This is a genomic window from Pseudomonas sp. Irchel s3b5, from assembly GCF_900187435.1.
Taxonomy (GTDB): domain Bacteria; phylum Pseudomonadota; class Gammaproteobacteria; order Pseudomonadales; family Pseudomonadaceae; genus Aquipseudomonas.
In genome coordinates, this window is sequence record NZ_FYDY01000002.1 from 248579 (window position 1) to 274807 (window position 26229).

The 26229-nt window shown below is 60.5% G+C and carries 28 protein-coding genes; 15 read left to right on the forward strand and 13 right to left on the reverse strand.

Annotation, left to right across the window (positions count from 1 at the left end; genetic code table 11):
- Positions 1-67: 67 nt before the first annotated feature.
- Genes lipA through CKW15_RS03345 form a run of 3 tightly spaced genes read left to right on the forward strand, consistent with a single transcriptional unit; the run spans position 68 to position 2562 of the window.
- A complete protein-coding gene (gene lipA, locus CKW15_RS03335) occupies positions 68-1060 on the forward strand; it encodes a lipoyl synthase (RefSeq protein ID WP_095061511.1) in 993 nt (330 codons plus the stop codon).
- Between the two features lie 30 nt (positions 1061-1090).
- The gene (locus CKW15_RS03340) at positions 1091-1849 is read left to right on the forward strand and encodes a M15 family metallopeptidase (protein ID WP_095061513.1); all 759 of its coding nucleotides are present in this window, start codon (positions 1091-1093) and stop codon (positions 1847-1849) included.
- Complete coding sequence (locus CKW15_RS03345; RefSeq protein WP_095151594.1) at positions 1846-2562, forward strand: L,D-transpeptidase; 717 nt, start codon at positions 1846-1848, stop codon at positions 2560-2562. Before CKW15_RS03340 ends, CKW15_RS03345 begins: the two co-directional genes overlap by 4 nt.
- A gap of 139 nt (positions 2563-2701) precedes the next feature.
- Here CKW15_RS03345 and CKW15_RS03350 read toward each other — a convergent pair whose 3' ends face one another.
- From CKW15_RS03350 to CKW15_RS03380, 7 genes are all read right to left on the reverse strand, one after another.
- Positions 2702-4090 (reverse strand): cytosine permease, encoded by a 1389-nt coding sequence (locus CKW15_RS03350; RefSeq protein ID WP_095151595.1) that lies wholly within the window; start codon positions 4088-4090, stop codon positions 2702-2704.
- A 46-nt stretch (positions 4091-4136) separates the two neighbouring features.
- A complete protein-coding gene (locus tag CKW15_RS03355; RefSeq protein ID WP_095061519.1) occupies positions 4137-4877 on the reverse strand; it encodes a TorF family putative porin in 741 nt (246 codons plus the stop codon).
- A 108-nt stretch (positions 4878-4985) separates the two neighbouring features.
- The gene (locus tag CKW15_RS03360) at positions 4986-6725 is read right to left on the reverse strand and encodes an amidohydrolase (protein ID WP_095151596.1); all 1740 of its coding nucleotides are present in this window, start codon (positions 6723-6725) and stop codon (positions 4986-4988) included.
- Between the two features lie 19 nt (positions 6726-6744).
- Complete coding sequence (locus tag CKW15_RS03365) at positions 6745-8541, reverse strand: amidohydrolase (RefSeq protein WP_095151597.1); 1797 nt, start codon at positions 8539-8541, stop codon at positions 6745-6747.
- A gap of 200 nt (positions 8542-8741) precedes the next feature.
- Complete coding sequence (locus CKW15_RS03370) at positions 8742-9764, reverse strand: helix-turn-helix transcriptional regulator (protein WP_095151598.1); 1023 nt, start codon at positions 9762-9764, stop codon at positions 8742-8744.
- 95 nt (positions 9765-9859) lie between these two features.
- Positions 9860-10702 (reverse strand): nitrilase family protein, encoded by an 843-nt coding sequence (locus tag CKW15_RS03375; protein ID WP_095061527.1) that lies wholly within the window; start codon positions 10700-10702, stop codon positions 9860-9862.
- Positions 10699-12201 (reverse strand): cytosine permease, encoded by a 1503-nt coding sequence (locus tag CKW15_RS03380; protein ID WP_095151599.1) that lies wholly within the window; start codon positions 12199-12201, stop codon positions 10699-10701. Before CKW15_RS03380 ends, CKW15_RS03375 begins: the two co-directional genes overlap by 4 nt.
- 198 nt (positions 12202-12399) lie before the next feature.
- Between CKW15_RS03380 and CKW15_RS03385 the strand changes: the two genes are divergently transcribed.
- Positions 12400-13302: a LysR family transcriptional regulator gene (locus CKW15_RS03385; protein WP_095151600.1), complete on the forward strand. Its 903-nt coding sequence runs from the start codon at positions 12400-12402 to the stop codon at positions 13300-13302.
- 392 nt (positions 13303-13694) lie between these two features.
- Here CKW15_RS03385 and CKW15_RS03390 read toward each other — a convergent pair whose 3' ends face one another.
- Together CKW15_RS03390 and ggt are read right to left on the reverse strand one after the other, a co-directional pair.
- On the reverse strand, positions 13695-14213 hold the full coding sequence (locus CKW15_RS03390) for a cysteine hydrolase family protein (protein WP_095151601.1): 519 nt from the start codon (positions 14211-14213) through the stop codon (positions 13695-13697).
- A 70-nt stretch (positions 14214-14283) separates the two neighbouring features.
- Positions 14284-16011, reverse strand: a complete 1728-nt coding sequence (gene ggt, locus CKW15_RS03395; protein ID WP_095061774.1) for a gamma-glutamyltransferase — start codon at positions 16009-16011, stop codon at positions 14284-14286.
- Positions 16012-16147: 136 nt separating this feature from the next.
- Here ggt and CKW15_RS03400 point away from each other — a divergent pair, with 136 nt between their 5' ends.
- Positions 16148-16660: a methylated-DNA--[protein]-cysteine S-methyltransferase gene (locus CKW15_RS03400; RefSeq protein ID WP_095151602.1), complete on the forward strand. Its 513-nt coding sequence runs from the start codon at positions 16148-16150 to the stop codon at positions 16658-16660.
- 125 nt (positions 16661-16785) lie between these two features.
- On the opposite strand, the gene CKW15_RS03405 is transcribed toward CKW15_RS03400, so the two are convergent.
- Complete coding sequence (locus CKW15_RS03405; protein WP_095061776.1) at positions 16786-17223, reverse strand: hemerythrin domain-containing protein; 438 nt, start codon at positions 17221-17223, stop codon at positions 16786-16788.
- A gap of 146 nt (positions 17224-17369) precedes the next feature.
- Here CKW15_RS03405 and CKW15_RS03410 point away from each other — a divergent pair, with 146 nt between their 5' ends.
- Positions 17370-17795: an N-acetyltransferase gene (locus CKW15_RS03410; RefSeq protein WP_095061777.1), complete on the forward strand. Its 426-nt coding sequence runs from the start codon at positions 17370-17372 to the stop codon at positions 17793-17795.
- A gap of 128 nt (positions 17796-17923) precedes the next feature.
- On the opposite strand, the gene CKW15_RS03415 is transcribed toward CKW15_RS03410, so the two are convergent.
- Positions 17924-18274: a hypothetical protein gene (locus tag CKW15_RS03415; RefSeq protein ID WP_095151603.1), complete on the reverse strand. Its 351-nt coding sequence runs from the start codon at positions 18272-18274 to the stop codon at positions 17924-17926.
- Between the two features lie 147 nt (positions 18275-18421).
- On the opposite strand from CKW15_RS03415, the gene CKW15_RS03425 reads away from it, so the two are divergent.
- The 9 genes from CKW15_RS03425 (at position 18422) to CKW15_RS03465 (ending at position 23416) form a co-directional block, all read left to right on the forward strand.
- Positions 18422-18670, forward strand: a complete 249-nt coding sequence (locus tag CKW15_RS03425) for a hypothetical protein (protein WP_034146936.1) — start codon at positions 18422-18424, stop codon at positions 18668-18670.
- A gap of 20 nt (positions 18671-18690) precedes the next feature.
- Positions 18691-19020 (forward strand): DUF6388 family protein, encoded by a 330-nt coding sequence (locus CKW15_RS03430; RefSeq protein ID WP_095061779.1) that lies wholly within the window; start codon positions 18691-18693, stop codon positions 19018-19020.
- Between the two features lie 24 nt (positions 19021-19044).
- Positions 19045-19749, forward strand: coding sequence for a YoaK family protein (locus tag CKW15_RS03435; RefSeq protein WP_095151604.1), 705 nt, complete (start codon positions 19045-19047; stop codon positions 19747-19749).
- Between the two features lie 194 nt (positions 19750-19943).
- Positions 19944-20336: a sulfurtransferase complex subunit TusD gene (tusD, locus tag CKW15_RS03440; RefSeq protein ID WP_095151660.1), complete on the forward strand. Its 393-nt coding sequence runs from the start codon at positions 19944-19946 to the stop codon at positions 20334-20336.
- Between the two features lies 1 nt (position 20337).
- Positions 20338-20700 (forward strand): sulfurtransferase complex subunit TusC, encoded by a 363-nt coding sequence (gene tusC / locus CKW15_RS03445; protein WP_095059519.1) that lies wholly within the window; start codon positions 20338-20340, stop codon positions 20698-20700.
- On the forward strand, positions 20700-20993 hold the full coding sequence (gene tusB / locus CKW15_RS03450) for a sulfurtransferase complex subunit TusB (RefSeq protein WP_095151605.1): 294 nt from the start codon (positions 20700-20702) through the stop codon (positions 20991-20993). The genes tusC and tusB overlap by 1 nt, the downstream gene beginning before the upstream one ends.
- Complete coding sequence (locus CKW15_RS03455) at positions 20990-21325, forward strand: TusE/DsrC/DsvC family sulfur relay protein (RefSeq protein WP_095059521.1); 336 nt, start codon at positions 20990-20992, stop codon at positions 21323-21325. Before tusB ends, CKW15_RS03455 begins: the two co-directional genes overlap by 4 nt.
- A complete protein-coding gene (locus tag CKW15_RS03460) occupies positions 21322-22323 on the forward strand; it encodes a glycosyl transferase family protein (RefSeq protein ID WP_095151606.1) in 1002 nt (333 codons plus the stop codon). Before CKW15_RS03455 ends, CKW15_RS03460 begins: the two co-directional genes overlap by 4 nt.
- A gap of 91 nt (positions 22324-22414) precedes the next feature.
- Entirely contained in the window at positions 22415-23416 is a 1002-nt protein-coding gene (locus tag CKW15_RS03465) for a glutathione S-transferase family protein (protein ID WP_095151607.1), read from the forward strand.
- A gap of 130 nt (positions 23417-23546) precedes the next feature.
- Here the strand turns inward: CKW15_RS03465 and cysG are convergent, their stop codons facing one another.
- Positions 23547-24941: a siroheme synthase CysG gene (gene cysG / locus CKW15_RS03470; protein ID WP_095151608.1), complete on the reverse strand. Its 1395-nt coding sequence runs from the start codon at positions 24939-24941 to the stop codon at positions 23547-23549.
- Positions 24942-26222 (reverse strand): serine--tRNA ligase, encoded by a 1281-nt coding sequence (gene serS, locus CKW15_RS03475; RefSeq protein WP_095151609.1) that lies wholly within the window; start codon positions 26220-26222, stop codon positions 24942-24944. It abuts the gene before it with no gap.
- Positions 26223-26229 lie beyond the last annotated feature (7 nt).

Sequence of the window (26229 nt, forward strand, 5' to 3'; positions counted from 1 at the left end):
GCAAGCCGGGCTCCTACAGGAAGCATCAGGGCAAATCACCCTCCCGTTCGCGTACAAGGAAATCACCATGAATGCCATTGTCGAATCGACCGGCAAGAGCCCGGCCAAAGTAGAAATCGGCACCAAACTGCGCGGCGCGGAAAAGGTCGCGCGGATCCCGGTGAAGATCATCCCCACCGAGGAATTGCCGCGCAAACCCGACTGGATTCGTGTACGCATCCCGGTGTCCCCGGAGGTCGACCGCATCAAGCAACTGCTGCGCAAACACAAGCTGCACAGCGTCTGCGAAGAAGCCTCATGCCCTAACCTCGGCGAGTGTTTTTCCGGTGGTACTGCGACGTTCATGATCATGGGCGACATCTGCACCCGCCGCTGCCCGTTCTGCGATGTCGGTCATGGCCGGCCCAAGCCGCTGGACATCAACGAACCGATGAACCTGGCTGTGGCCATCGCCGAGCTGCGCCTGAAGTACGTGGTAATCACCTCGGTAGACCGCGACGATCTGCGCGACGGTGGTGCCCAGCACTTCGTCGACTGCCTGCGAGAAATCCGCAAGCTGTCACCCGGCATCCAATTGGAAACCCTGGTGCCCGATTATCGCGGGCGCATGGACGTCGCGTTGGCGATCACCGCCTCTGAGCCACCGGATGTGTTCAACCACAACCTGGAAACCGTGCCACGTCTGTACAAGGCTGCACGGCCGGGTTCGGACTTCGAATGGTCGCTGGACCTGCTGCAAAAATTCAAACACGCAGTACCGCATGTGCCGACCAAATCCGGCCTGATGCTCGGCCTTGGCGAAACCGACGACGAAGTCATCGAAGTCATGCAGCGCATGCGCGAGCACGACATCGACATGCTGACCCTCGGCCAATACCTGCAACCGTCGCGCAGCCACTTGCCGGTGCAGCGTTTCGTGCATCCGGACACGTTCGCCTGGTTCGCCGAGGAAGGCACGCGGATGGGGTTCAAGAACGTAGCGTCCGGGCCGCTGGTGCGCTCGTCGTACCATGCCGATCAACAACTTCATGGAGGTGCCGACGGTTTCAAGCCATCATGAACAGACTGTTCATGCATGGAGCCGTTCCCGATGCCGCGTTCACCCTGTCTGTTGATGCTGTGCCTGAGCCTCGCCGCACCGTGCATGGCCGACGCGCCAAAGCCCGAGCACATGGTGTACTTGCGCGCCATTGATCCGGGCATCGAGCAGGACATCCGCTACGCCAGCGCCCACAACTTCACCGGGCATGCGCTCGAGGGTTATCAGGCGCCGGAGTGCCTGTTGTCGGTGGACGCCGCCAAGGCCCTCGCCCGAGTGCAAACCGCGTTGAAAGCCGAGGGTTACGGCTTGAAGGTGTTCGACTGCTATCGACCGACCCGTGCGGTGGCGGACATGGGGCGCTTCGCCACCGAGCCGGGTGACCCGCTCAAGACCGAGTTCTATCCTCGGGTCGACAAGCAAGACTTCTGGCGCCTGGGTTACGTGGCTCGCGTATCCAATCATTCCCGGGGCAACACCGTTGACCTGACGCTGACCGGCCCCGGCGCCCCGCCCGCCGAGACCTGGACGCCTTCCGCCACTCCGGTCGATTGCACCGCGCCTTACGGCCAGCGCTGGAAAGATGGTGCGCAGGACATGGGCACCGGTTTTGATTGCTTCGATGAACGGGCGCATACGGATTCGGCGCAGATCAATGCGACCGCCAAAGCCAATCGCCAGCGGCTCACCCGCGCGATGGCGAAAGAAGGATTCAACGGTTACTCCGCTGAGTGGTGGCACTTCACGTACAGCGGGAATACGCCGAAGCCGGACGTCATGGACTTCCCCATTACGCCGTTGCAGCCATGAACCCGCTGATCAAAACCCTGTTGGCGCTGCTCTTTCCATTGGCCGCGATAGCCCAGGGACTCGACGGCAGCGACCAACTGATCGTGGTCACCAGCAAACACTGGAGTGACATCCAGGGCATTGCCCAGCGCTATGAACGACACGGGCAGGCCTTCGAAAAATTCGAAGCACCGTTCGCGGTGGTTCTTGGCAAGAACGGGATGGGTTGGGGCAAAGGACTGCTTGACACTCAATCCAGTCAGGGACCGGTCAAGCAGGAGGGCGATGGCAAGGCACCGGCCGGGATGTTCAAGCTGGGAACGGCATTCGGCTACACCACCACGGCGCAGACAAAATTGCCTTACCTCGCCCTGACATCAACCATTGAATGCGTGGATGACAGCGACTCGGCGCGCTACAACGAATTGGTCGACGGAGCCGTCGTCGACAAAGACTGGAACTCATCCGAACGGATGCGCCGCTCGGATGAGTTGTACCGCCAAGGCATCGTCATCCAGCACAACACGCCGGCCTCTCCCGCTGCCGGCTCGTGCATTTTCTTTCACATCTGGCGTGGCCCCAGTGCACCGACCCGTGGCTGTACGGCCATGGACCCGGCGAACATCGCGCAGCTGTTCGACTGGCTGGACCCGAGCAAATCCCCGGTGCTGGTGCAACTGCCTGAGGGGCAGTACGAACAGATGCGTGAGCGCTGGAAGCTGCCTGAGCGCTGAACCTGTGGCGAGGGAGCTTGCTCCCGTTGGGGCGTGAAGCGGCCCTAAAATATGGGACTGCTGCGCAGTCCAACGGGGGCAAGCCCCCTCGCCACAAAAGCTCCTTCGCCACAAAAGCCCCTCGCCACAAATGCGGGTATCAACCCCGCTCAGCAACCACCGCACTCATCGACGGCTTGGCCAGCGCGTAATACATCACACCCGGCACCAGCAGCCCGACAATCCACGAAATGTCCACGCCACCCAACTGCGCGACCATCGGCCCGGAGTAGAAATGGGTGTCGACAAACGGCAGCTGAATCAACACGCCAATCACATACACGCTGATCCCCAGCACGTTCCAGCGACCATAACGCCCGTTCGGGTCGGACAGTGCCGGGATGTCGTAACGCTCCTTGTTGATGAAGTAGTAATCCACCAGGTTGATCGCGCTCCACGGTGTGAAGAACGTCAGCAAAAACAGGATGAAGTACTTGAATGAGCTGAGGAACGAGTACTGCCCCAGCAATGCCACGGTGGTCGACGCCGCGACAATCAGCAGCACAAACAGCATGCGCTGCCCGGCGGTGATTTCCAGGCGTCGGCGAAAACCGCTGATGATGGTCGCCACGCACATGAAGCTGCCATAGGCATTGAGCGTCGACACCGTGACCTTGCCGAACACGATGCTCAGGTACAGCAACGACGCGATCACGCCGGTACTGCCCAGACCGACAATGGTCGCCACTTCATGCCCTCGGAAATTCGCCCCCGCCAACGCAGCGGCGAACACCCCCAGCACCATCGAAGCCTGCGCCCCGAGCACGGTGCCCAGGCCGACGGCGGCGAAGGTTTTCCATGACGACGTTTTGCTCGGCAGGTAACGCGAGTAGTCCGCCACATAGGGCCCGAACGCGATCTGCCAGGACGCCGAGAGCGACACCGCCAACAGAAAAGTGCTCCAGCCAAAATGACGGTTGTCGAGCAATTGGCCGATGTCGTTGAGGGTCAGCAACCGGGTGAACAAGTAGACGAAGGCGATGATGCCCAGCACGCTGGCCACCCGCCCGACCAGGTGAATCACCCGGTAACCGAAGATCGTCAGGAAGGCGATGCACGCCGCGAAAATCAGGATGCCGGCGCTGTCGCTGACGCTGATCAACTGCGCAATCGCCTGCCCCGACAACACCGCACCGGTGGCGCTGAAGCCGAGGTACATCAGGCACACCAGGACAATCGGGATGGCCGCGCCGTACACCCCGAACTGCACACGACTGGAGATCATCTGCGGCAATCCCAGCTTCGGCCCTTGCGCCGCGTGCAGCGCCACCACGGCACCGCCGAGCACTTGCCCGATCAGCAAACCGATCAGCGACCAGAACACATCACCACCCAGCACCACGGCCAAAGCGCCGGTGACGATGGCGGTGATTTGCAGGTTGGCGCCAAGCCACAAGGTGAACTGGCTGTAGAGGCTGCCGTGGCGTTCGGCCTCGGGAATGAAATCGATCGAGCGGGACTCGAACAACGGACTTCGTTGCGCACTCATGACGGTGTTTCCTTTGTGGAACTGTTTTTGTTGTCAGGAAAAGGACTTAGAACGTCTTGGTAGCGCTGGCGACAACGGTTGCCGAGCACAGGTCGTCATAGCCGTACCAGCCGGAACATTCGCTTTTCGACAGATCGGTGTCGACGTAGCTCAAGCCCCAGGTCACACCGACGAAGTCGCGGGTCAGTTTGGCTTCCCACTCGTAGTAAGACTCGCGGTTATCGCCACTGGCGGTCCAGAACGCCGGGTCTTTTACATCGTTGCGGCCAAAGCGCAGGTCTAGGCCGACTTCGGCCGGCAAGTCGATTTTGTAGCTGAGGTAGGTGTAAAGGGTGTCCTGGTCCTCGCCGAAGAAATTTGGCGTGTCCTCTGAGTAATAGGCACCCAGCTTCACGCCGTACACGTCGAGAACCGCGTACACCTCGCTGAGGTTGAATTCGGAGTTTTTCGGGTAGTCGTACTTCATGTAGCCGAGGTCCAGGCTGATCGCATCCGTCGCCTGCCAGTAGTAACCCGCGTAGTAATCACGTTCCTGCCGGGTGTCGTAACCGCCACCGAAATCGACGCTGGAAGTCCAGGCGCCGATGTACAGGCCGCTGCTGTGCAACAACGTAGCCCCGCCCTGCACTGCCGGATCGCCCAGGGATTGTGAAATGCCCCGGGTGCGGTAATCGCTGACGACGCCCAGGGTCATCTCCAGGCTGAAATCATCGTTGAGGGTCAGGGCCTGGCTGGTCAGGGGGATCAGTGCCAGTGTCGCGAGGGTCAATGCTGAAAATGCGTTCATACAGTTCTCTTGTTGTTATGACGTACGGGGAATTTCAGGCATGGCGAAACCAGGCCCCTCGCGCTACGAGGGGCTGGCCGTTTTCTACAGGTGTCGGGTGTACGCAGGTCAGGACGCGGGGGCGTAGACCTGCTTGCCGGCGAAGAAGGTCTTCAGGACTTTGGTTTCGAACAGTTCGTCATCGCTGACCTTGAACACGTCGCGGTCAAGGATGATCAGGTCAGCCTGCTTGCCCGGTGCCAGGGAACCGATCTGCTCGTCCAGGCGCAAGGCTTTCGCCGCGTTGATGGTGTAGGCGTAGAACATGGTCTGGCGGTCGATGCTTTCCTTGGCATTGAGCACACCCAACGGCCCTTTGCGCGTGCTGGCCTGGGCGATGGCGTTGAACGGGTTAGCGCTCGACACCGGCCAGTCGCTGCCACCGGCAATCATCGCGCCGGCGTTATGCAAGGACCGCGCGGGATACTGGTAACCGTAGGCAAACGCGCTGATGTAAGGCTTGACCAGTTCGACGGTGTAAGACTCGCCGGTGGCCCACAGCAGTTGCATCGAGGCGATCACGCCCAGTTGCTTGAAGCGTGGAAACTCCTTTGGATTAACCAATTGCAAGTGCGCGACGCTGTGAGGTACGGGCGTCGGGCTGAGCTTGCGCGCATACGCCACGCCATTGAGCGCCTCACGCACTGCGCGGTCGCCGACGGCGTGCATGTGCACGATCCAGCCGCGTTTTTCCGCCGCCACTACCAGTTCGCCAAAGTGCGCCGGGTCGGTCAGCAGTTGGCCGTCCTTGTGGCTGTTCTTGTACGGCACGACAACCGCCGCCGTTTGTCCCGGGAACTCGAGAATGCCGTCGACAAATATCTTCACACCGGGGAACGTCAGGTTAGGCACGCCTTCGAATTGCTTCATCACCGTGGCAATCACTTCCAGGTCGGCGGGTTTGCTTTTCGGGTTGGTGACCATCAACGCGGCGACGTGGGCGCTGAGTTCGCCGTTCTGCGACAGCTCCTTGTACAGCGGCAGTACGCCGACACTTTCCGCGGTCGCGTGGAAATCGAACAGCGAATCTTCACTGCCGCCGTTCGCCGCCGCGTCCATCCAGGCCGTGACGCCGTATTGATTGTTGATTTTCACCGCCTCGCGAGCGGCTTTGAGCATCGCTTCCGGGGTAGGTGCCGGAACACCGTTGCGCACCACGTCCCAGCGGGATTCGGCAAAGTAGCCGTTAGGGGTGAAGTCCGCTTCATGGCCGATGTAACCGCGCTCTTTCTCCGGCAGGCTTTTCACCAGCGCCGCGTCGATGTTCAAGCGCTTGAGCATCGCGTTGTTGGCCCAGCCGGTGTGGCCGTCGATGCCGCTGAACACAATCGGCTGATCGGCCCAGCGTCCCTGGTTGAACACCTTGCCCAGTTCACGGGCTTTCTCCCAATAGGCCGAACTGACCCCGGCCACGCTGATCACGTCACCGGACCGGGCACGCCCGGCCTTGTCCTCTTCGATCAACCATTGCTCCAGTTCCGGCATGGGTTTGACCTCGTCCAGCAGGTTGGCTTTCATGCTGTCGAAAGCGCCCGAGACCGGGTGGCTGTGGGTGTCGATCATGCCAGGCATCAAGACTTTGCCCGCCAGGTCGATGCGCTGGGTCTTGGCATCGGCCAGGGCATTGATTTCGGCATCGCTGCCGGCTTTAAGAATTTTGCCGTCCTGGACTGCCACGGCTTGCACCAAGCCTTGGCCAGGCTCGGCGGTGAAGACCTTGCCGTTGAACAACACCAGGTCGGCGGCGGCCATCGCCGGCACCGAGGAGATGGCCAACGCAGCGGCCAACAGGTTTGGAATCAATCGCATCAGAACGCTCTCTGGTTTTTTATTGGGCGGATCGGGAAATAACAGACTGGGAAGCGACTTGCGGCGCAGTCCCCTGAAACGGTGCCTTGGCCCACACGACCTTGCCGCCAACCACCGTCAGCAGCACCTGGTTACGGCCGAGTTCTTCCTCGGGCACCTGCATGAAGTTCTTGTCCAGCACGATCAGGTCGGCGAATTTGCCGACTTCGAGCGAGCCGACCACCTTGTCCAGTTTCAACTGTTCGGCGGAATTGAGCGTGATGCTGCGCAGCACATCGCTGCGCGACAGCGCCGGGTCGGCGTTCAACCGTCCTGCGTACTTGAGGCCATAGCTGTGCGGGTTGGTCGGATCGCCGGAGCGAGTGACACCGACTTTCAGCGCCAGGAACTCATCGAGGGGATCGACCGGCCAGTCGCTGCCATACGCCACTCGGCCACCGGCGCGGGCGATGCTGCCCGAGGGTTCCATGCGCGCAAAACGTGCGGCGCCCAAGTGCTCGTTGGTGCCGTCGACCGTGGACGGTGCTTGCTGGGCCCACTGGAAAGACATGTTGGCGGTGACGTCGAGTGCCTTGAAGCGCGGATAGTCTGCGGGGTCGACCGACTCGGCATGGGTGATCGCCGGGCGAAAGCCGTTGCCGGGCAGTTGCTGGCGCACGTACTCGATGCCATTGAGCGAGTCACGGACTGCGCGGTCACCGGTCGCGTGCAGGTGCGGATCCAGACCCGCCTGCACCGCTTGCAGCAACAATGGCTTGAGCACTTGCGGCGGGAAATACAGCTCGCCGACGTTGTGCCCCGGTGTCCATTTCGGTGCTGCCTCGGAGCCGGTGTTGCTCAGGTAGGGGCTCAACATGGCGCCGGTGTCTGCCGGGGCATTGATGATGCCGTCCATGAACAGTTTGACGTGACGCATGTTCACGCCCGGTGCGACCTTCACTTCGCCCTGATCGTAAGTGTTGGCCAGTGCCTTGGCCTCGGCGATGGTTTTCGCCGGGTCGGCGATGGCGGCCGCAGGGTCAAGCTTGATGGCCAGCAAGGCCCGGGCAGTCAGCTCGCCGGACTTTTGCAGGCTGGTGAAGGCTTTGCCATTTTCCGGTCCTGACAGCGCATCGAAGAAACTGGTGATGCCTTGCTGGCGCATGGCGTCGAGGGCGGCACGGATCTGATTGAGTTTTTCCGCTTCGGTGGCCGCTGGCACCACGGCGGCCATCGACTCGGCGGCACCGTCTTCGCAAATGCCGTTCGGGTTGCCGGCGCTGTCACGGCGGTACTTGCCGTCTTCTGGGTCGGCGGTGCTCTTGCTGATCCCGGCCACTTCAAGGCCCCGGGAGTTGGTCAGGATGGTGTGGAAGTCGGTGGAACGTACCTGGATGGGGCGTTTGGTCTTGAGCGCGTCCAGGGTCGATTTGTCGGCGTCGCCGTCGAGCCCGGTCATGCCCATGCGGTCCCAACTGCCAACTTCGAGCCACACGTCCGGGCCTTTGTCTTTGTCGGCATCGAGGCAGGCCTGAATATTCGCCTGGAACTGTGCACGGGTCAGGGTCTGGTATTTCAGGTCGCACAAGGTTATGGCGCGACCGCCGTCACCCGGGTGCATATGCGCATCGACGAAGCCCGGCATCAGCATGCGCCCGCCCAGGTCGATCAGTTGCGTCTGTTTGCCGATGTAGTCGTCAAGACCCGCGTCGTTGCCGACATAGACAATCTTGCCGCCCGAGACCGCAATCGCCTGCTGCACGGAGTTCTGGCCATCGACGGTGTAGACGTAGCCATTGCGCATGACCAGGTCGGTGGGTGTCGCCGCCAACGCCATGCCGGAAAATGCCGTCGTCGCCGCAACGGCAACAAAAAGCCTGGAAAGTCTCAAATGCCTCACCCCTGTTCTTATTGTTTTGAAGCGGCCCGAAGCGACTGCACAAGCCCCTGATAGACAGGGCCTACCCTATAGGGCGCAGCGCTCGAATGGACCTCTGCAAATGAGGAGGGGTGAGGCAAATAGTTGAAATAACGCGATTAATCGCGGCGCGCAGACTCCATCAGCGAACCGGGCGAACGCAGGACCGAACCGAGTTCAACCTTGCTTTTCACGCCGAGCTGCAAATAGCAATTGCGCAGATAAGTACGCACGGTCGCCGGGCTCAGGGACAGCAGTTTGGCGATTTCCTTGTAGGAGTGACCCGCGGCGAACAACATCGCCGCCGTGCGCTCCCGAGGCGCCAGGCCTTCGGCCCGCGACGGTGCTTCGAGGGACAAGATGACATGCTCGGCGTTGGGGCTCAGGGTCAACGCGCAACGACCCAGACGCACCACGCAAGGTGCTTTTTGCAACTGCGAGACGACTTCGACCGGCAGCATCGAGCCGTTCCAGCCAGGCAGTTCACGTTGAATCGCCGCACACAGTCGCGCTCCGACATACAGCAGGCTGCCATCCATGCGCGCAATGCCGAAGTCGCTCGCGCCATCATCGGTATCGAAGCGAATCATGTCCTGCACCTGAAACCGCCACAGCTGGAACAGGTGATCACAGAACGCCGAAAACAGTTCGGCTTCGTGTTCATCGAAATGCTGTTCATGCTGGCCGCGGTAGAGACAGACGAAGAACATCAAGCCACTTTCGGGCAACTCAAAGGTGATGCTCATCAAGTGGTAGAGATCGTAGCGCCGGGCGAAATCGTTGACCGCCTCGCACGGGTCGTTGAATCCCATATCACGCACCACCTCGCCGGGCTGGCTCAGGGTGGCATGGGAGAACTGATCGTTGGCCGCGACCGGATGCCATTCGGCGGCAAAGGATTCAGGGAGGTTGATGCTGCCGTGCATCCAGCTCTGCGGTGCAACATTGGGACCCGCTGTGGACATCTCGCCCCACCAGGCCGACGCGAACGGCACCAGTTGACTGAAGGCCTGCAAGCCTTCGGCGATAAACCGCGATGCACCGCTTTCCCGCGCCAGCCGTCCAACGTGCAACACGCAGCGATTGAACGCCTTCAGCGTGGCCATGGACGTGTTGTCACCGGCCTTGATCCCCTCCTCCATCATTGCGATCCCGTTCACTGCATGGTTTTTGTTTTTTATCGTCTGGACGATGCCATAGGCCCGGGAATGGGTCCAGCTCACTTTGACATCAGCAGTTACAAACCGCTGTTCAGCCCGTACAACGAGGGTCGGCGGTCCTTATGCAGATCATTGCCCGCGCTGATACGCTTGTTGCGCGCTTCGGCGAGATTCAGCGTCGCCAGCAAAATTTGCTCGCCGCCCTGCTCTGCCGGCCCGGCCAACGGATAACCGTCGGCGTCGACAATGACCGAGCCCTGCACCCAACCGACACCACGCTCGTGACCGTAACGGTCACACGCGGCGATGAACATACGATTGACCGAGGCATTGGCCTGCACCCGCAGGACTTCGGCCGGACGCTCGGTTTGCGGTCGCGGGCCGTCGGGCCAGTTGACCGGGGCGCACAGCAAGTCAGCGCCAGCCAGTGCGGGCAGACGAACCCATTCGGGGAACTCCAGGTCGTAGCAAATCAGCATACCGAGGCGTCCATGGACTGTCTCAACCACCGGGGGCGCGGCATCGCCGGGGGTGAAGAGGTCCTTCTCGGCATCCCACAAATGCGCCTTGCGGTACACCGCCCGCAGCCCGTTGGCGTCGATCATCGCTGCGCTGTTGGCCAGTCCGTCACCTTCCAGGCGCTCGCAGAATCCGCCAACGATCACCAGGTTCAACTCGCAGGCCAGCCCTTGCCACAACTGCAACGTTGGCCCATCGACCGTTTCCGCCAAAGACAGCGCTTCCTCACGATCGGCAAACAGGTAGCCGCTCTGTACCAGTTCGGGCAGCACTACGACTTGGGCGCCCTGATGGGCCGCCTGACGAATCGCACGCTCGGTGAGTGTGCGGTTGTAGGCCAGGTCGCCTATTTTCGGCGCCAGTTGGCAGCAGGCGACCACGGTATTTTTCGTGCTGTTCAACGCCCTGCCTCCGCAGATGAATGGGTCATGGCGACAATATCTTGCTCGGTCAGCGCATCGATCACTCGACGTTCGGCCACCAGGTCAAGCGAGCGGCTGAGCAGGTAATACGTCAGGCCCGAGACCGCCAGCCCCACCAGCCAAGCGATGTCCACGCCTTCCAGCACTCGTGCCAGTGGACCGACGAAGACCTCTTTGCCGGCGGCGGCGTCAAAAATGTAGAAAAACGGCACCATGGCGGCGAAGCCGATCAGGTAGGAAACGATGCCGCGAAATTGCCAGGCGCCGTAGATGCCCTTCGGCGTGAAGAAATGCGGGATCGCGTAGCGACCTTTTCGCACGAAGAAGTAATCCACCAGATTCACGGCTGTCCACGGCACGAGGAAGTACAACAACAACAACACAAGGAAGGTGTTCAACAGGGCGATGCCGTTACCTTTGATCGACAGCACGCAGGTCAGCAGAATGAGGCTGATCACACTGATCGACAGCACGCGGGCGCGGGGTGTCGGGGTAATTTTCCGGATCGAGTCGACACCGGTCAGCAGTGTCAACATGGCACTGTAGGTGTTGAGCGCAATGATCGGCAAAAAGCCCAGCACCGAGACAATCACCAGCAGATTGCCCAACCCCGGCACCATCGACGAGCCGACCTGATTCAACGCAACCAGCGCATCCGCGGCTTTCAACTCCTGAGCCAGCCACGCACCGAGACCGATCATCCAGCTGCCCGACAACGAGGCGCCGATAAACACCGCTGCGATGAGTTTTTTTCGGCTGGTATTTTTCGGCAGGTAACGGGAATAGTCGGACACGTACGGCGCATAGGAAATGTTGTAGCTGGCGCCGATGGCAAACAGCGTGGCGAAGGCGACCCAGTTGAAACCGAGATCGGTCGCCGGGGTAACGCCTTCGGAACCTGCACCGAACATCAGTGCGATGGTCACCAGCGCGTACAGCGGCAAGGTCGCGAGCAACGCCCACTTGAACGCCTTGTGCATCAGGTCGTGGCCGTAGATCGATAACAACGCGCCGATCAGTACCACGGTCACGGCGACGATGGTCGGGTCGATGCCGAACACGTGTTCCAGGCCGTTCATGATCAGCGAGATGTTCACGACGTTAAAGCCGACAAATACAAACATCGTCGCCATCAAGGCCAGGATCACCCCGCGATAGCCGAACTGGGCGCGGGACTGGATCATCTGCGGCAGGCCCATTTCCGGCCCTTGGGAACCGTGAAATGCCATAAAGATGGTGCCGAACATGATGCCCAGCGCGCCAGCCAACAGGGTCCACATCGCCGACAAGCCAAGGCTCGGGCCGACGAAACCGATGGAGATGGTGAAGAAATGGAAGTTGCCGAGAAACCAGAACGGCCCCTGGCTGCTGAGTTTGGCGTGACGCTCGTTTTCCGGAATGTAGTCGATGGAATGGCCTTCAATGGCCAACCCGCCGCTCGCCTCGGTGGCGTGCGCAGACACTGGGGAACCTGACATACGATTGTTCCTATGCAGTTATTTATTGTTTTTGTGGGCGTTGCGCTCGTTTCGAGGTCTGGATCAGGTGAAACTCCAGAAAAATCTGACGATGACGCTGCTTTCACGGCAATGTAGGCCGTCGAACAGAGCGATAAAATATCGCAGGCACACTGTTCACATAGATAAAGACCTATGTAACGCGCATCGGGAGCGACCATGCTGGGAACTGTAACGGAACTGGATCTGCGCTTGATCCGGGTATTTCTGACCGTCGTTGAGGCGGGCGGGATCTCGGCGGCACAAACCGCCCTCAACACCTCGCAACCGACCATCAGCGCGCAATTGGCCACGCTTGAGGCGCGGGTTGGTTTTCGCTTGTGCGAGCGCGGGCGCGGCGGGTTTTCGGTGACGCCCAAGGGGGAGCAATTCATCGAGGCGGCTCGCCGTCTGCTGGCCGCGGCTGAAGGATTTCGAGTCGAAGTCCAGCACATCAACCGTAAAGTCTCGGGCAACATCAACATCGGCCTGTTCGGGCAGATCGACCCGGTCGCGAACAAGAAAATCGGCCTGGCAATTGCGCGCCTGAGGGCCCGGCACGAAGGCTTGTATTTTCACTTCACCGAACTGTCGTCGTCGTTGCTGGAAGAGAAAATCATCAACGGCCACATCGACCTGGCCATCGGTTACTTCTGGCACCGTTTGCCCAACATCGATTACGTCCCGTTGTTCGAGGAAACCCAGATCGCCTACTGCGCACCATCGCATCCGCTGTCCGAACGGGCGGGCGCCTTGACCCGTGCGGATGTCAGCACATTTGACTGGGTCTGGCCGAGCCATCCCCTGCCGGAAATGCCCGCCCCCACCTCAATCGAACGCCTGACCGTGCTCACCGACAGCATGGACGGCGCGGCGCTGTTGATCCTGTCGGGCCAACACCTTGGTTTTTTACCGCAGCACTACGCGGCCAGGCATGAACAGTTGGGTCAATTGCATCCGTTGAATCCGCAGCTGCTGCGTTATGAGGTGGGGTTTCATGCGGCGGTGCGTCACTCGGCGCGCCAGCGGGATCTGGTGAGCGCGTTTCTCAATGAGCTGATCGATATCTTCGGAGTACCGTAGCTCCTGCAGGAGCAAGCTTGCTCGCGATGGCGGTGGGTCTGCGGACATCGATGTTGGATGGGCTGGCCTCATCGCGAGCAGGCTCGCTCCTACAGGGTTGTGGGTGTACGCAAGCTCTGCGGACAACGGAAATTCACTGCAGGAGCAAGCTTGCTCGCGATGGCGGTGGGTCTGCGGACATCGATGTTGGATGGGCTGGCCTCATCGCGAGCAGGCTCGCTCCTACAGGGGTTGTGGGTGTACGCAAAATCTGCGGGCAACGGAAATCTACTGTAGGAGCAAGCTTGCTCGCGATGGCGGTGGGTCTGCGGACATCGATGTTGGATGGGCTGGCCTCATCGCGAGCAGGCTCGCTCCAACAGGGGAGAGGGGTGGGTTCAGAAGTGGATGTCTTAGGCCGGGATCACGTCGATTCGCGCCACCGATCCACTCAGGTGCGCCAGGTCCTTGTTGTGTTCGGTGATGATGTCTTCGGCGGTGAGATTGCCGTTGTCGACGGTCGAATGCGCGTCGGCCGCCAGCACCACGTCGTAGCCTAGCTTCAACGCCTGACGCACGGTGGCGTTGACGCAGTAATCGGTTTGCAGGCCGCAGATGATCAGGCGTTCGAAGTCCTCTTTCGGCAACAGCTGCTGCAGATTGGTCTGGTAGAACGAATCCCCGGTGGTCTTGCGTACACGATGATCCTTGGGCGAGGTTTGCAGCCCTTCGGCCAGTTGCCAGCCAGCGGCGTTATGGGCCAGTGGGCTGCCTGTTTCCTCATGCTGGATCAGCACCACCAGAACCCCGGCGTCGCGCGCCCGGGCGCTGAGTTCGTTGATGGTTTTGATGACACGTTTGATTTCAAAGCATTCATATTCGCCCGAGCACAGCGCCTGCTGGACGTCGACGATTAACAACGCAGTGGTCATGATTTCCTTCCTTGAATTGTCGATGGATCAGGGGACGAACATAGGCCCGCCCCCCCTTTAAACACAACCCTCAATAACCCAGCGACAAGCCCGTGTTACGCCGCGGATCGTTGGCCCCGTAGAAACGGTTGTTGCCCACCGGTTTGCCACCCAACGATGGCGCGCCTACAAGGATCGCCGCCAAGTGGTTGGCATCCTGCGGACCTGCAAACTTGTGGCCCCAGCTTTCGAGGATTTTCACCGTGTCCGGGCTGGTAGTGAAAGCCTCCAGGTTGGTTTCCTCCGGCAGCCACTGCTGGTGGAAACGCGGCGCATCGACCGCTTCCTGGATGTTCATGCCGTAATCGATCACGTTGAGCATGGTCAGCAACGTCGCAGTGATGATGCGACTGCCGCCCGGCGTGCCGACCACCATCACCACTTTGCCGTCCTTGGTGACGATGGTCGGGCTCATGGACGACAGCGGCGCCTTGCCGGGCGCGATGGCGTTGGCCTCGCCCTGCACCAGGCCGTACATGTTCGGCACGCCGATTTTCGAGGTGAAGTCGTCCATTTCATCGTTGAGGATGACCCCGGTCTTGCTCGCCATGACGCCCGCCCCGAACCAGTCGTTGAGGGTGTAGGTCACCGACACCGCGTTGCCCCATTTATCGACGATGGAATAATGCGTGGTGTTGCTGCCTTCGTGGGGGGCTACGCCCGGTTTCAGCTCGCTGGAGACCGCAGCTTTTTGTGGGTTGATCGCCTCGCGCAGTTTGGTCGCGTAGTTCTTGTCCAGCAGATGGGCAATCGGGTTCTTCACGAAATCCGGGTCGCCCAGGTAGCTGTTGCGGTCCACATAGGCATGGCGCATCGCCTCGATCTGATAGTGCATGCCCTGGGCCGAGTGATAGCCCAGATCCTTCATCGGATAGCCTTCGAGGATGTTCATGATCTGGCAGATCACCACGCCGCCGGAACTCGGAGGCGGTGCGGAAACCACGTGATAACCCCGGTAATCGCACTCGATCGGCGCCAGTTCACGGGTTTTGTATTTGTCGAGATCGGCCTGGGTGATGATGCCTTTGTTGGCCTGGCTGGAGGTAACGATGGCGTCGGCTACCCAGCCTTTATAGAAACCGTCGCTGCCCTTATCGGAGATTTCCCGCAGGGTTTTGCTCAGGTCCTTTTGCACCAGTTTCTGGCCGACTTTCATCGGCTCGCCGTTGCTGAGGAAGATTGCGCCGGAGTCCTTGATGTCTTTCTTGAACACGTCGGTGGCGTAGTCCAACAGATCGACGTCGCCCTGCTCCAGGACGAAACCGTCTTCAGCGAGTTTGATGGCCGGTGCAATGATTTCCTTGCGCTGCTTGGTGCCGTACTTGGACAGCGCCAGCTCCATACCCGACACCGTGCCCGGCACACCGACAGCCAGGTGACCACGGGTACTCAGGTCCGGGACGACATTGCCGTCCTTGTCGAGGTACATGTTGGCGGTCGCGGCCAGTGGGGCTTTTTCGCGGAAGTCAAGGAAGGTCTTGCGCCCGTCAGCCAGTTGAATGGTCATGAAACCACCGCCGCCGAGGTTGCCTGCGGCGGGATAGACCACCGCCAATGCATAACCCACCGCGACGGCGGCATCGACAGCGTTACCACCGTTTTTGAGCACATCCACACCGACATGGCTGGCCAGGTGCTGGGCAGTGACCACCATGCCGTTTTCCCCGGTAGCCGGGGCCACGGAGGCAGCGTGGGCAGTCAGGCAGCTGAGCGCCAACGAGGTCGCAATCAGCGTTTTGGCAAAAGGTTCGTACTTCATGGGTCGTTCTCTTCTTTTTATTGAGTAGGAAAACTCGTCAAAAACAGTATCCAAGTATGGTCGGGATTACATATTGCGCCTCCCCATCGAGGCAGTATCCTTAACGCTTGTTCAGCTATTTCCCACAGGCATTGGCATGACCTTTACCTACATCGCAATTCCCTCCCCAGTCGGTGAGTTGAAGCTGGTCGCGAACGGTTCAAGACTGGCGGCCATCCTCTGGGAAAACGATAAACCCGGCCGGGTGCGGCTCGGTCCGATGAGCGAAGCTGCGGACAATCCGATCCTGGTGCAAACCGCCCGGCAGCTACGGGAATATTTTTCCGGCAGCCGGACTCGGTTCGAGCTGGACCTTGATTTTGTCGGGACGGAATTCCAGAAGAGGGTCTGGGCAGCGCTGCTGACCATCCCGTTCGGCGAGACCCGCAGCTACAGCCAGATCGCCGAACAGATCGGCAACCCGTCGGCGGTCAGGGCGGTGGGGGCAGCGAATGGCAAGAACCCGATATCGATTGTCGCGCCGTGCCATCGGGTGATTGGCGCGTCAGGCAAGCTCACCGGGTTTGCCGGTGGGCTTGCGGCGAAGGAGTTGTTGCTGACGCTGGAAGGCGGACATTGGCCCGGAACACCCCGCCTTCCAGGTTTTTAGTCTGTTTGAGGTGGCGGTGTCGGGTTCAATATCGCCTTCGCTGGCAAGCCAGCTCCTACAGGAATTTGACTATGACATCCGATCTGTAGGAGCCGGCTTGCCGGCGAAGGTGGCTGACCGGCATATCAGGCCATCTGCGCTTTGTATTCCTTTTCGTACTGCCCGGCTAACGACTCTTTCTGTTTGTCGTCGAGCAACTTGCCGGCCATCTGGAAGAATTTCTGCTCCTCCTCCTTGAGGTGGTGATGAACCTTTTCTGACAGTTTCTTCGCGGTCGCCAGCCAGGCGGGACTGGACATCTCGGTTTCGTCCAGTGCCTCCATCATTTCGTCCATCTCGTGATGTTCGGCAATCCCATGGCGGCTGAGCTCCACGCCATTGTCGAGTTCCATCAACGGGATGTAAAAATGCCGCTCTTCAGCGGTTTCGTGGGCCTGGAGTTCCGCCTTGAGCTGCTTGTACGCCTCGACCCGCTCAGGGCTGTCGCCGCTGGTATGAAGCAGCGCCTTGGCATACGTCCGTTGGCGTTCGTGGCTTTCACGCAAGGCTTCGAAAATGTTCACGGAATGTCCTCATCAGCCGCGCTCTGGAATGACGCGTCTTAATCAATGACATCTGCGCCTTGGCGAGGGTTCCTCCGACATTGCGGTGATGGAACATTGGCGGTGAGCACGTTAGGCTGGGGTTTCACCGCCATAAGGATATAGCCATGAACCTGCGTATCGAACGCAAGCACAACCCCACCCCGGAAGAACGCGAAGCGATCCTCGTGCCGTTACGCGCCTACAACACCTCGAAGTCGGCAAGCCCTCCTCCGGAACATATCGCGTTGCTGATACGCGACGACAACGACGACATCGTCGGCGGCGTTTACGCCCGATTGTTTTATCAATGGTTGTTTATCGATTTGCTGGCGGTGCCGGAACAGGCCCGGGGACAGGGCATGGGCACGAAGCTGATGCAGATGGCCGAAGACCTGGCACGCGAAAAGGAATGCGTCGGTCTGTGGCTGGAAACCTTCGAGTTCCAGGCGCCGGAGTTCTACAAGAAATGCGGCTATAGCGAGATCGGCCACATCGCCGATTACCCACCGGGGCACAAGCACTTCTTCTTCCAGAAGCGCCTGACCTACTGACGCCACACATCCCCTGTAGGAGCGAGCCAGCTCGCGATGGTCGTCAACGATAACGCTGTGAATCGATATCCCGCGGCGTATTCGAATTCATCGCGAGCAGGCTCGCTCCTACAGGGGTATGCGTCAACTTACAGGCAGGTCGCCAACGCTGCCAACCGGCGCTTGGCCACGAAGTCATCCTGTTGCGCGTAGTAGCTCAACACAGTGCCCGACGCATCGGTCGTCAGGTCGACGAACGACTCCGCCGATCGCGTGTAAACGGTGGTGCTGCCCTTCTCGCCAGGTTCCAGGTACGCCGCCGCATCGACACCGAACACCGCTTCGTCCTGCCAGGAAAACTGTACGCACTGGGCGACGTCTTTTGCCGGTTTTTCCGAGTTCAGGGTCTTGTACGGGGCCTTGGTGCGAGCATCGTTCATCGCCGAGCCCGCGCATCCCGCCAGCAAGGTCGCGGCCAGCGCCACCATCAGAATTCGCATTGCATTCACTCATCAGAAAAAAGCGGACTGTATCACCGTGGCAAGGCGTTCCGTTCTGCTTTACTGCATTTATAACGCGACATCGCGCAACGATTCGAGCACCCTGTCGCGCCTTTAACAGCGTATCGCTCCCTGACTGGAAACCCCATGACACCCAATGCCGAGTTTTACAAACCGACCACTGAATATGCCGACAAGCTGATCAGCCAGATCGGCCAGACGCCTTCCTGGATTGCCAAGCGCATCGGCGTCACCGACAAGCGCATTCGCTACATCCTCGACGGCGAAAGAACCGTCAAAGGCGAAACCACGCCGATCCAGATGACCTACACCGAACAGTTTGCCCTCGAATGCCTGGCGGCAGCGGCCAAAGCCAGCAAGAAACAATCTTCGTAATCCGATCTCAAGGAGCGACCATGGCGGCATCCGAGCTGCAACACGAACAAGCGCTGAAGCGGTTTCTCGATGAGCGCCCCGAGTTGCTCCATCAACTCGATAACCTCAACCCGCTGCTGGCTCAGGCCAAGGGTGAAACACAAGCGCAGTATCGCGAGGAGCGCTTGCATGAAGCTTTTGAGGAAGAAGCCGAGCGCCTGGGATTGTTCGCCTGGGAGCTGACCCTGAAACTGACGGCCGCCACGCCGCAGGACTACGAAGCTCAACGTCTTGACGTGCACCGGGAAGTGGCGGAAATGGCTGGCATGGACTGGTTGGAGTATTGCGACTTGTATGGGATAAAACCCTGACCCTGCTCAAGGACGCCATCGCCCATGCTACCCAACACCGCCAAGACCCACGCCAGCCCCGGGCACTTGCACACGCAAAAATGGCGCGGACGCATCGGCCTGACCCTGGTGGCCTTGCTCTCGGTACTGGCGGGCATGACCGATGCCATCGGCTTCATGGCCAGCGGCGACTTCGTTTCATTCATGAGCGGCAATACCACCCGCATGGCCGTTGCCATCAGCACCGGCGACCTGGGCTTGACCCTGCGCCTGGTGATCCTCGTCGCCACCTTCGTCCTCGGCAATGCGCTGGGCATTATCGTCAGTCGGCTGGGCGGACGCCGGGCGCTGCCGTTGCTGTTGTGCATCGCCACTCTGCTGTGCGCCGCCGCAGCCTGGCCTTATGACGCGCAACTGCCGGCCCTGCTGGCCGCCATCATTGCGATGGGCATGCTCAATGCCGCAGTCGAGCAAGTGAACAGCCTGCCGGTCGGCCTGACCTACGTCACCGGCGCCCTGTCGCGCTTCGGTCGCGGACTGGGCCGCTGGATGCTCGGTGAACGCCGTGATGGCTGGCGCGTGCAACTGATCCCATGGGCCGGCATGTTTGCCGGAGCGGTACTCGGCGCGGTGCTGGAGCATCACCTGGGGCTCAAGGCGCTGTTTGCCAGCGGCCTGCTGGCCGCTTTGCTCGGGGTATTGTCGTTGAGGATCCCGCGGCGCTGGCAGTTAGGGTATATGCCACGCTGAGTCTGGAGTGACCTGTGAGACCGTCATCGCTGGCAAGCCAGCTCCCACAGGTATCTTGGTTGTACGCCAATGTCGAGTACACCTAATAACCCTGTGTGGGCTTGCCCGCGATGAGGCCCGCACAAGCAACATCGATTTAGCCGCCCCGCCCAGAAAGCATTATCATGGCCGCAGTTTTGCTGATCGAGTCCGCCATGAAGTTCGCCATCGCCGTGTTTTCCGCCGCCCACGCGCCCTCCTCGCGCCGCGCCCTGCTGTTTGCCCAGGCGGCACTGGCCGGTGGGCATGAAATTGTCCGGTTGTTTTTCTATCAGGATGGCGTCAACAACGCGTCCGGCAGTGTGGTCACGCCTCAGGACGAGCTGGACGTGCCCAAGCAGTGGCGCGCCTTTGTCAGCGACCATCAACTCGATGGCGTAGTCTGCATCGCCGCCGCCCTGCGCCGTGGGGTGTTGAACGAGGAAGAAGCGAAACGCTATCAGCGCGAAGCGGTTGCCGTCAGCGCGCCATGGGAACTGTCCGGCCTCGGTCAGTTACACGACGCGGTGCAAGACGCCGACCGTCTGATCTGTTTTGGAGGCGCATAACATGGCCAAATCCTTGCTAGTCATCAGCCGTCAGGCGCCTTGGTCCGGACCGGGTGCGAGGGAAGCGCTGGACATCGTGCTGGCCGGCGGCGCTTTCGATTTGCCGATTGGCCTGTTGTTTCTCGACGATGGCGTGTTCCAGCTCGCCGCGAACCAGAACGCCAAGGCCCTGCAACAGAAAGACCTGAGCGCCAACCTGCAAGCGCTGCCGATGTTCGGTGTGGAAGAACTGTTTGCCTGCGCCGACAGTGTGTCCCAACGCGGTCTGGAGCCGAACGGCCTGTCACTGGAAGAAGCCCAAGTGTTGGCCGCCCACGAAATCACCGCCCTTATTGACCGTTACGACCAAGTGATCACCCTCTGATGTCGACTCTGCATGTGTTGTCTCATTCCCCGTTCGGCGACGATCGCCTGACCAGTTGCCTGCGCGTGATCGGCGCTGACGACGCGTTGCTGCTGTCCGGCGACGCGGCTTATGCCTTGCAGCCGGGCACTGCACCTTTCGCTGCACTGCAAACGCGCGGTTTGAAACTCTACGTCCTCGCCGAAGATGCCCAGGCCCGCGCCATCAGCGTTGCGGATTGGGTTGAAGCCATCGACTACCCGGCCTTCGTCGAGCTGTCGATTCACCACGACAAGGTCAACAGTTGGCTATGAATGCATTGACCGTCGGCGCCCGCGCCATCGAGCTGGACAAGGACGGTTTTCTGGTCGAGCTCAACGACTGGTCGGCCGACGTGGCCAGTGCCCTGGCCGCCGCCGAAGACATCGCGCTGACCGCGGAACACTGGGAAATCCTCGAACTGCTGCGCAGTTTCTACGCCGAATTCCAGTTGTCGCCGGCCACTCGCCCGCTGATCAAATACACCGCATTGAAGCTCGGCCCGGAAAAAGGCAACAGCCTGCACCTGAACCGACTGTTCAAAGGCACCCCCGCCAAACTCGCCGCGAAACTGGCGGGCCTGCCCAAACCGACGAATTGCTTATGACCGACTACCCAGCGCTGACCCTCGAAACACCTGCCGAACACCCGTTCGCCCAGTTCGTGCGCATTCTCGGCAAGGGTAAACGCGGTGCCCGCGACCTGACCCGAATCGAGGCTCGCGAGGCGATGGGCATGGTCCTCGATGAAAAGGTCGAGGAAACCCAGCTCGGCGCATTCCTGATGTTGCTGCGGCACAAGGAAGAAAGCGCCGAGGAAATGGCCGGTTTCACCGAAGCGTTGCGTGAACGTCTTGACGCACCAAAGCTGGCGGTGGACCTGGACTGGCCGACCTATGCCGGCAAGAAGCGCCATCTGCCGTGGTATCTGCTGGCAGCCAAGTGCCTGGCGCAGAACGGTGTGCGAATCTTCATGCACGGCGGCGGCGCGCACACGGCCGGTCGGCTGTACAGCGAGCAATTGTTGGGCGAGTTGAACATCCCGCTGTGCCGCAACTGGCAGCAGGTTGGCGAGGCGCTGGATAACGGCGGCCTGGCCTTCATGCCGCTGATGGACTGGGCGCCACAGCTGCAACGGATGATCGACCTGCGCAACACCCTGGGCCTGCGTTCGCCGATTCACTCGCTGGCGCGGATTCTCAATCCGCTGGGCGCGCGCTGTGGCCTGCAGAGCATTTTCCACCCGGGTTATCAGGCGGTGCATCGCGATGCCAGTGGCCTGCTGGGCGACACGGCCATCGTCGTCAAAGGCGATGGCGGCGAGATCGAGATCAACCCGGATGCCGACAGCCATCTCTACGGCACCACGGGTGGCGAAAGCTGGGACGAGGAATGGCCGCAGATGTCCGCGCAGCGTCACGTCAAACCCGCTGCGCTCGATCCTGAGCATTTGAAAGCGGTGTGGCGTGGCGATGTGGTCGACAGCTACCCGCAAATGGCCCTGATTTCGACCATGGCCCTGGCCTTGCGCGGCCTCGGTCAGACCCGTAAACAGGCCTTCGAAACCGTCGAGCAATATTGGGCCGCACGGGACAAATCGATTTAACCGATCATTTACGCCCGATCTTTGCGCTTTTTGTTCGGACCCATGGGCATAGACTCGACTCCAACGATTATTGGTTTCGGGAGTCTTGAACATGGGTTTGTTAGTCGATGGCCGCTGGCAGGACAAGTGGTACGAAAGCAGCAAGGACGGCGCGTTTCAGCGCGAACAGGCGCAACGCCGCCATTGGCTCACCCCTGACGGCCAACCCGGCCCGAGCGGCGTCGGTGGCTTTGCGGCCGAGCCAGGTCGCTACCACCTCTATGTTTCCCTCGCTTGTCCGTGGGCGCATCGCACACTGATCCTGCGCAAACTCAAGGGCCTCGAAAGCCTGATCGATGTCTCGGTCGTCAGTTGGCTGATGCTGGAAAACGGCTGGACCTTCGACCAGACGCTGGGCTCGACCGGCGACAAACTCGATCACTTCGACTTCATGCACCAGCGCTACACCGCCGATACCGCCGACTACACCGGCCGCGTGACCGTGCCGGTGCTGTGGGACAAAAAACTGAAGCGCATCGTCAACAATGAATCATCGGAAATCATCCGCATGTTCAACAGCGCCTTCGATGACCTTACCGGCAATGACCTGGACTTCTACCCGGCACCGCTGCGCAGTGAAATCGATGCGCTGAACGAGCGGATTTACCCGGCCGTGAACAACGGCGTGTACCGCGCCGGGTTTGCCACGTCGCAACAGGCATATGAAGAAGCCTTCGATGACGTGTTTGCCGAGCTGGATCATTTGGAGCAGATACTGAGCGCCAACCGATATCTGGCGGGCGAGTACCTGACCGAAGCGGACATTCGCCTGTTCACCACGCTGATTCGTTTTGATGCGGTGTATTACGGGCACTTCAAGTGCAACCTGCGGCGGATTGCCGATTATCCGAACCTGTCGAACTGGCTGCGGGAGATTTACCAGTGGCCAGGGATTGCCGAGACGGTGGATTTCACCCACATCAAGAACCACTACTACGCCAGCCACCGCACCATCAACCCGACAGGTGTGGTACCGAAAGGCCCGGCCCAGGATTTCACCGCCGCCCATGATCGGGAGAGGTTGAGCGGGAAAGGGGTTTGGCGCAGGTCTTGAAGCTTGTGCGGCTTTTGAGGGCCCCATCGCTGGCAAGCCAGCTCCCACAGTGATCTATGTGATGTTGAAAATTGCAGCTTCAACACAAAATCTGTGGGAATTGGCTTGCCAGCGATTGGGGCACCCGGTTTCAGACCTGCCCCTGAGCCCCTTCAAACCACGCCAGTTTCTCGCGCAGTTGCACCACTTCGCCCACGATCACCAAGGTCGGCGCATGCACTTCATGCTCCGCCACCAGTTGCGGCAGGTTGGCCAATGTACCGGTGAACACCCGCTGATTGACCGTGGTGCCCTGCTGGATCAACGCCGCCGGGGTATCGGCAGCGCGACCATGCTTGATCAACTGCTCACAGATGCTCGGCAGGCCGACCAACCCCATGTAGAACACCAGGGTTTGCGCTGGCGCAACCAGGTCGGCCCACGGCAAATCGGTGGAACCGTCCTTCAAGTGACCGGTGACAAAGCGAACTGATTGCGCGTAGTCGCGGTGAGTCAGCGGAATCCCGGCATAAGCCGCGCAACCGCTGGCCGCCGTGATACCCGGCACCACCTGGAACGGGATGCCATGGGCCGCCAGCTCTTCGATTTCTTCACCGCCACGACCGAAAATGAACGGATCACCGCCCTTCAACCGCACCACACGCTTGCCTTGCTTGGCCAAATCCACCAATTGCTGATTGATCTGGTCCTGCGGCACCGCATGATCGGCGCGACGCTTGCCGACGTAGACACGCTCGGCATCACGGCGGCACAACTCCAGAATCGCCGGCGCCACCAGGCGGTCGTACAACACCACGTCGGCTTGTTGCATCAGGCGCAAGGCACGGAACGTCAGCAGATCAGGATCACCGGGGCCGGCACCGACCAGATAAACCTCACCGGTCGCCACTGGAGCTTCGCCTTCGATTTTTGCTTGTAGCAGACGCTCGGCTTCACCGCCCTGCCCGGCCAGTTGTCGGTCGGCGATCGGCCCCTGGAAAACATCTTCCCAGAACGCCCGGCGCTGCTGCACATCCGGAAACAGCTTTTTCACCTGATGGCGGAAACCGGCCGCCAGCCCGGCCAGTTGGCCGTAAGTGGACGGAATCCAGGTTTCGATCTTGGCGCGAATCAAGCGTGCCAGCACCGGCGCATCGCCGCCGCTGGACACCGCAATGATCAGTGGAGAACGGTCGACGATGGCCGGGAAGATCACGCTGCACAGGGCTGGCGCGTCCACCACGTTGACCGGCACGCAACGCCGATGGGCATCGGCAGAGACTTGTGCGTTCAGCGCTTCGTCGTCGGTGGCGGCAATGATCAGCCCGCAACCGTCAAGATCATCCTCGGCGTAGCCACGCAACAGGCACTCGCCACCGCTGCCGGCAACCAGTTCACGCAGTTGTGGATCGATTTCAGGTGCAACCACCCGCAGCAGCGCACCGGCATCGGCCAGCAGGCGGGATTTGCGCAAGGCAATCTCCCCCCCGCCGACGACCAACACACGACTGCCGCGAAGGTTGTGAAACAGCGGCAGATAGTTCATTTAGCCGATGACCTCAAGGCCACCCATGTACGGCTTGAGCACTTCGGGCACACGGATCGAACCGTCGGCCTGCTGATAGTTCTCCACTACCGCCACCAGGGTACGACCGACCGCCAGGCCGGAACCGTTCAGGGTGTGCACCAGCTCAGGCTTGCCGGTTTCCGGGTTGCGGAAACGCGCCTGCATGCGGCGGGCCTGGAAGTCACCGCAGTTGGAGCACGACGAGATTTCGCGGTACTTGTCCTGGCTCGGAATCCACACTTCCAGGTCGTAAGTCTTGACCGCGCTGAAGCCCATGTCGCCGGTGCACAGCGCGATGGTGCGATACGGCAGTTCCAGCAGCTGCAGGACTTTTTCAGCGTTGGCGGTCAGGCCTTCCAGCGCTTCCATCGACGTCGACGGATCGACGATCTGCACCATCTCTACCTTGTCGAACTGATGCTGACGGATCATGCCGCGGGTGTCGCGACCCGACGCACCGGCTTCGCTGCGGAAGCACGGAGTGTGGGCAACAAACTTGATCGGCAGTTGCTTGGCGTCGACGATTTCACCGGCAACGATGTTGGTCAACGACACTTCAGCTGTCGGGATCAGGTACAGATCGGCTTCGCCTTCGCGCGTGATCTTGAACAGGTCTTCTTCGAATTTCGGTAACTGACCGGTGCCTTGCAGCGCCGGTGCCTGGACCAGATAAGGCGTGTAGGCCTCTTCATAGCCGTGCTCGGTGACGTGCAGGTTGATCATGAACTGCGCCAGGGCGCGGTGCATGCGGGCGATCGGGCCGCGCAGCAAGGCGAAACGGGCGCCGGACAGCTTGGCGGCAGTTTCGAAGTCCAGCCAGCCGAACTTCTCACCCAGTGCCACGTGGTCCTGAACCGGGAAATCGAACACCGCAGGCGTACCCCAGCGGCGCACTTCGACGTTGCCGTCTTCGTCTTTGCCAACCGGCACGGATTCGTGCGGCAGGTTGGGAATACCCAGCAGGATCGAGTCCAGTTCAGTCTGGATCGCGTCCAGTTCGACTTTACCGGTACTCAATTCGCCCGCCATGCGCTCGACGTCTGCCATCAGCGGTGCGATGTCTTCGCCGCGCTGCTTGGCCTGACCGATGGATTTGGAGCGCGCATTACGTTCAGCCTGCAGTGCTTCGGTGCGGGTCTGGACGGTCTTGCGCTGTTCTTCCAGCGCTTCAATGCGCGCAACATCCAGGGTAAAGCCACGGGATGCCAGGCGGTCCGCTACGTCCTGAAGGTTGCTACGTAACAGTTTGGAATCGAGCATGTCGGTC

Excerpts from the sequence above, each read along its gene's own strand:
- lipA (WP_095061511.1), top strand. The coding sequence starts at position 68 with ATGAATGCCATTGTCGAATCGACCGGCAAGAGCCCGGCCAAAGTAGAA.
- CKW15_RS03340 (WP_095061513.1), top strand. The coding sequence starts at position 1,091 with ATGCCGCGTTCACCCTGTCTGTTGATGCTGTGCCTGAGCCTCGCCGCA.
- CKW15_RS03345 (WP_095151594.1), top strand. The coding sequence starts at position 1,846 with ATGAACCCGCTGATCAAAACCCTGTTGGCGCTGCTCTTTCCATTGGCC.
- CKW15_RS03350 (WP_095151595.1), bottom strand. The coding sequence starts at position 4,090 with ATGAGTGCGCAACGAAGTCCGTTGTTCGAGTCCCGCTCGATCGATTTC.
- CKW15_RS03355 (WP_095061519.1), bottom strand. The coding sequence starts at position 4,877 with ATGAACGCATTTTCAGCATTGACCCTCGCGACACTGGCACTGATCCCC.
- CKW15_RS03360 (WP_095151596.1), bottom strand. The coding sequence starts at position 6,725 with ATGCGATTGATTCCAAACCTGTTGGCCGCTGCGTTGGCCATCTCCTCG.
- CKW15_RS03365 (WP_095151597.1), bottom strand. The coding sequence starts at position 8,541 with ATGGCGTTGGCGGCGACACCCACCGACCTGGTCATGCGCAATGGCTAC.
- CKW15_RS03370 (WP_095151598.1), bottom strand. The coding sequence starts at position 9,764 with ATGGAGGAGGGGATCAAGGCCGGTGACAACACGTCCATGGCCACGCTG.
- CKW15_RS03380 (WP_095151599.1), bottom strand. The coding sequence starts at position 12,201 with ATGTCAGGTTCCCCAGTGTCTGCGCACGCCACCGAGGCGAGCGGCGGG.
- CKW15_RS03385 (WP_095151600.1), top strand. The coding sequence starts at position 12,400 with ATGCTGGGAACTGTAACGGAACTGGATCTGCGCTTGATCCGGGTATTT.
- CKW15_RS03390 (WP_095151601.1), bottom strand. The coding sequence starts at position 14,213 with ATGACCACTGCGTTGTTAATCGTCGACGTCCAGCAGGCGCTGTGCTCG.
- ggt (WP_095061774.1), bottom strand. The coding sequence starts at position 16,011 with ATGAAGTACGAACCTTTTGCCAAAACGCTGATTGCGACCTCGTTGGCG.
- CKW15_RS03400 (WP_095151602.1), top strand. The coding sequence starts at position 16,148 with ATGACCTTTACCTACATCGCAATTCCCTCCCCAGTCGGTGAGTTGAAG.
- CKW15_RS03410 (WP_095061777.1), top strand. The coding sequence starts at position 17,370 with ATGAACCTGCGTATCGAACGCAAGCACAACCCCACCCCGGAAGAACGC.
- CKW15_RS03415 (WP_095151603.1), bottom strand. The coding sequence starts at position 18,274 with ATGCGAATTCTGATGGTGGCGCTGGCCGCGACCTTGCTGGCGGGATGC.
- CKW15_RS03425 (WP_034146936.1), top strand. The coding sequence starts at position 18,422 with ATGACACCCAATGCCGAGTTTTACAAACCGACCACTGAATATGCCGAC.
- CKW15_RS03430 (WP_095061779.1), top strand. The coding sequence starts at position 18,691 with ATGGCGGCATCCGAGCTGCAACACGAACAAGCGCTGAAGCGGTTTCTC.
- CKW15_RS03435 (WP_095151604.1), top strand. The coding sequence starts at position 19,045 with ATGCTACCCAACACCGCCAAGACCCACGCCAGCCCCGGGCACTTGCAC.
- tusD (WP_095151660.1), top strand. The coding sequence starts at position 19,944 with ATGAAGTTCGCCATCGCCGTGTTTTCCGCCGCCCACGCGCCCTCCTCG.
- tusC (WP_095059519.1), top strand. The coding sequence starts at position 20,338 with ATGGCCAAATCCTTGCTAGTCATCAGCCGTCAGGCGCCTTGGTCCGGA.
- tusB (WP_095151605.1), top strand. The coding sequence starts at position 20,700 with ATGTCGACTCTGCATGTGTTGTCTCATTCCCCGTTCGGCGACGATCGC.
- CKW15_RS03455 (WP_095059521.1), top strand. The coding sequence starts at position 20,990 with ATGAATGCATTGACCGTCGGCGCCCGCGCCATCGAGCTGGACAAGGAC.
- CKW15_RS03460 (WP_095151606.1), top strand. The coding sequence starts at position 21,322 with ATGACCGACTACCCAGCGCTGACCCTCGAAACACCTGCCGAACACCCG.
- CKW15_RS03465 (WP_095151607.1), top strand. The coding sequence starts at position 22,415 with ATGGGTTTGTTAGTCGATGGCCGCTGGCAGGACAAGTGGTACGAAAGC.
- cysG (WP_095151608.1), bottom strand. The coding sequence starts at position 24,941 with ATGAACTATCTGCCGCTGTTTCACAACCTTCGCGGCAGTCGTGTGTTG.
- serS (WP_095151609.1), bottom strand. The coding sequence starts at position 26,222 with ATGCTCGATTCCAAACTGTTACGTAGCAACCTTCAGGACGTAGCGGAC.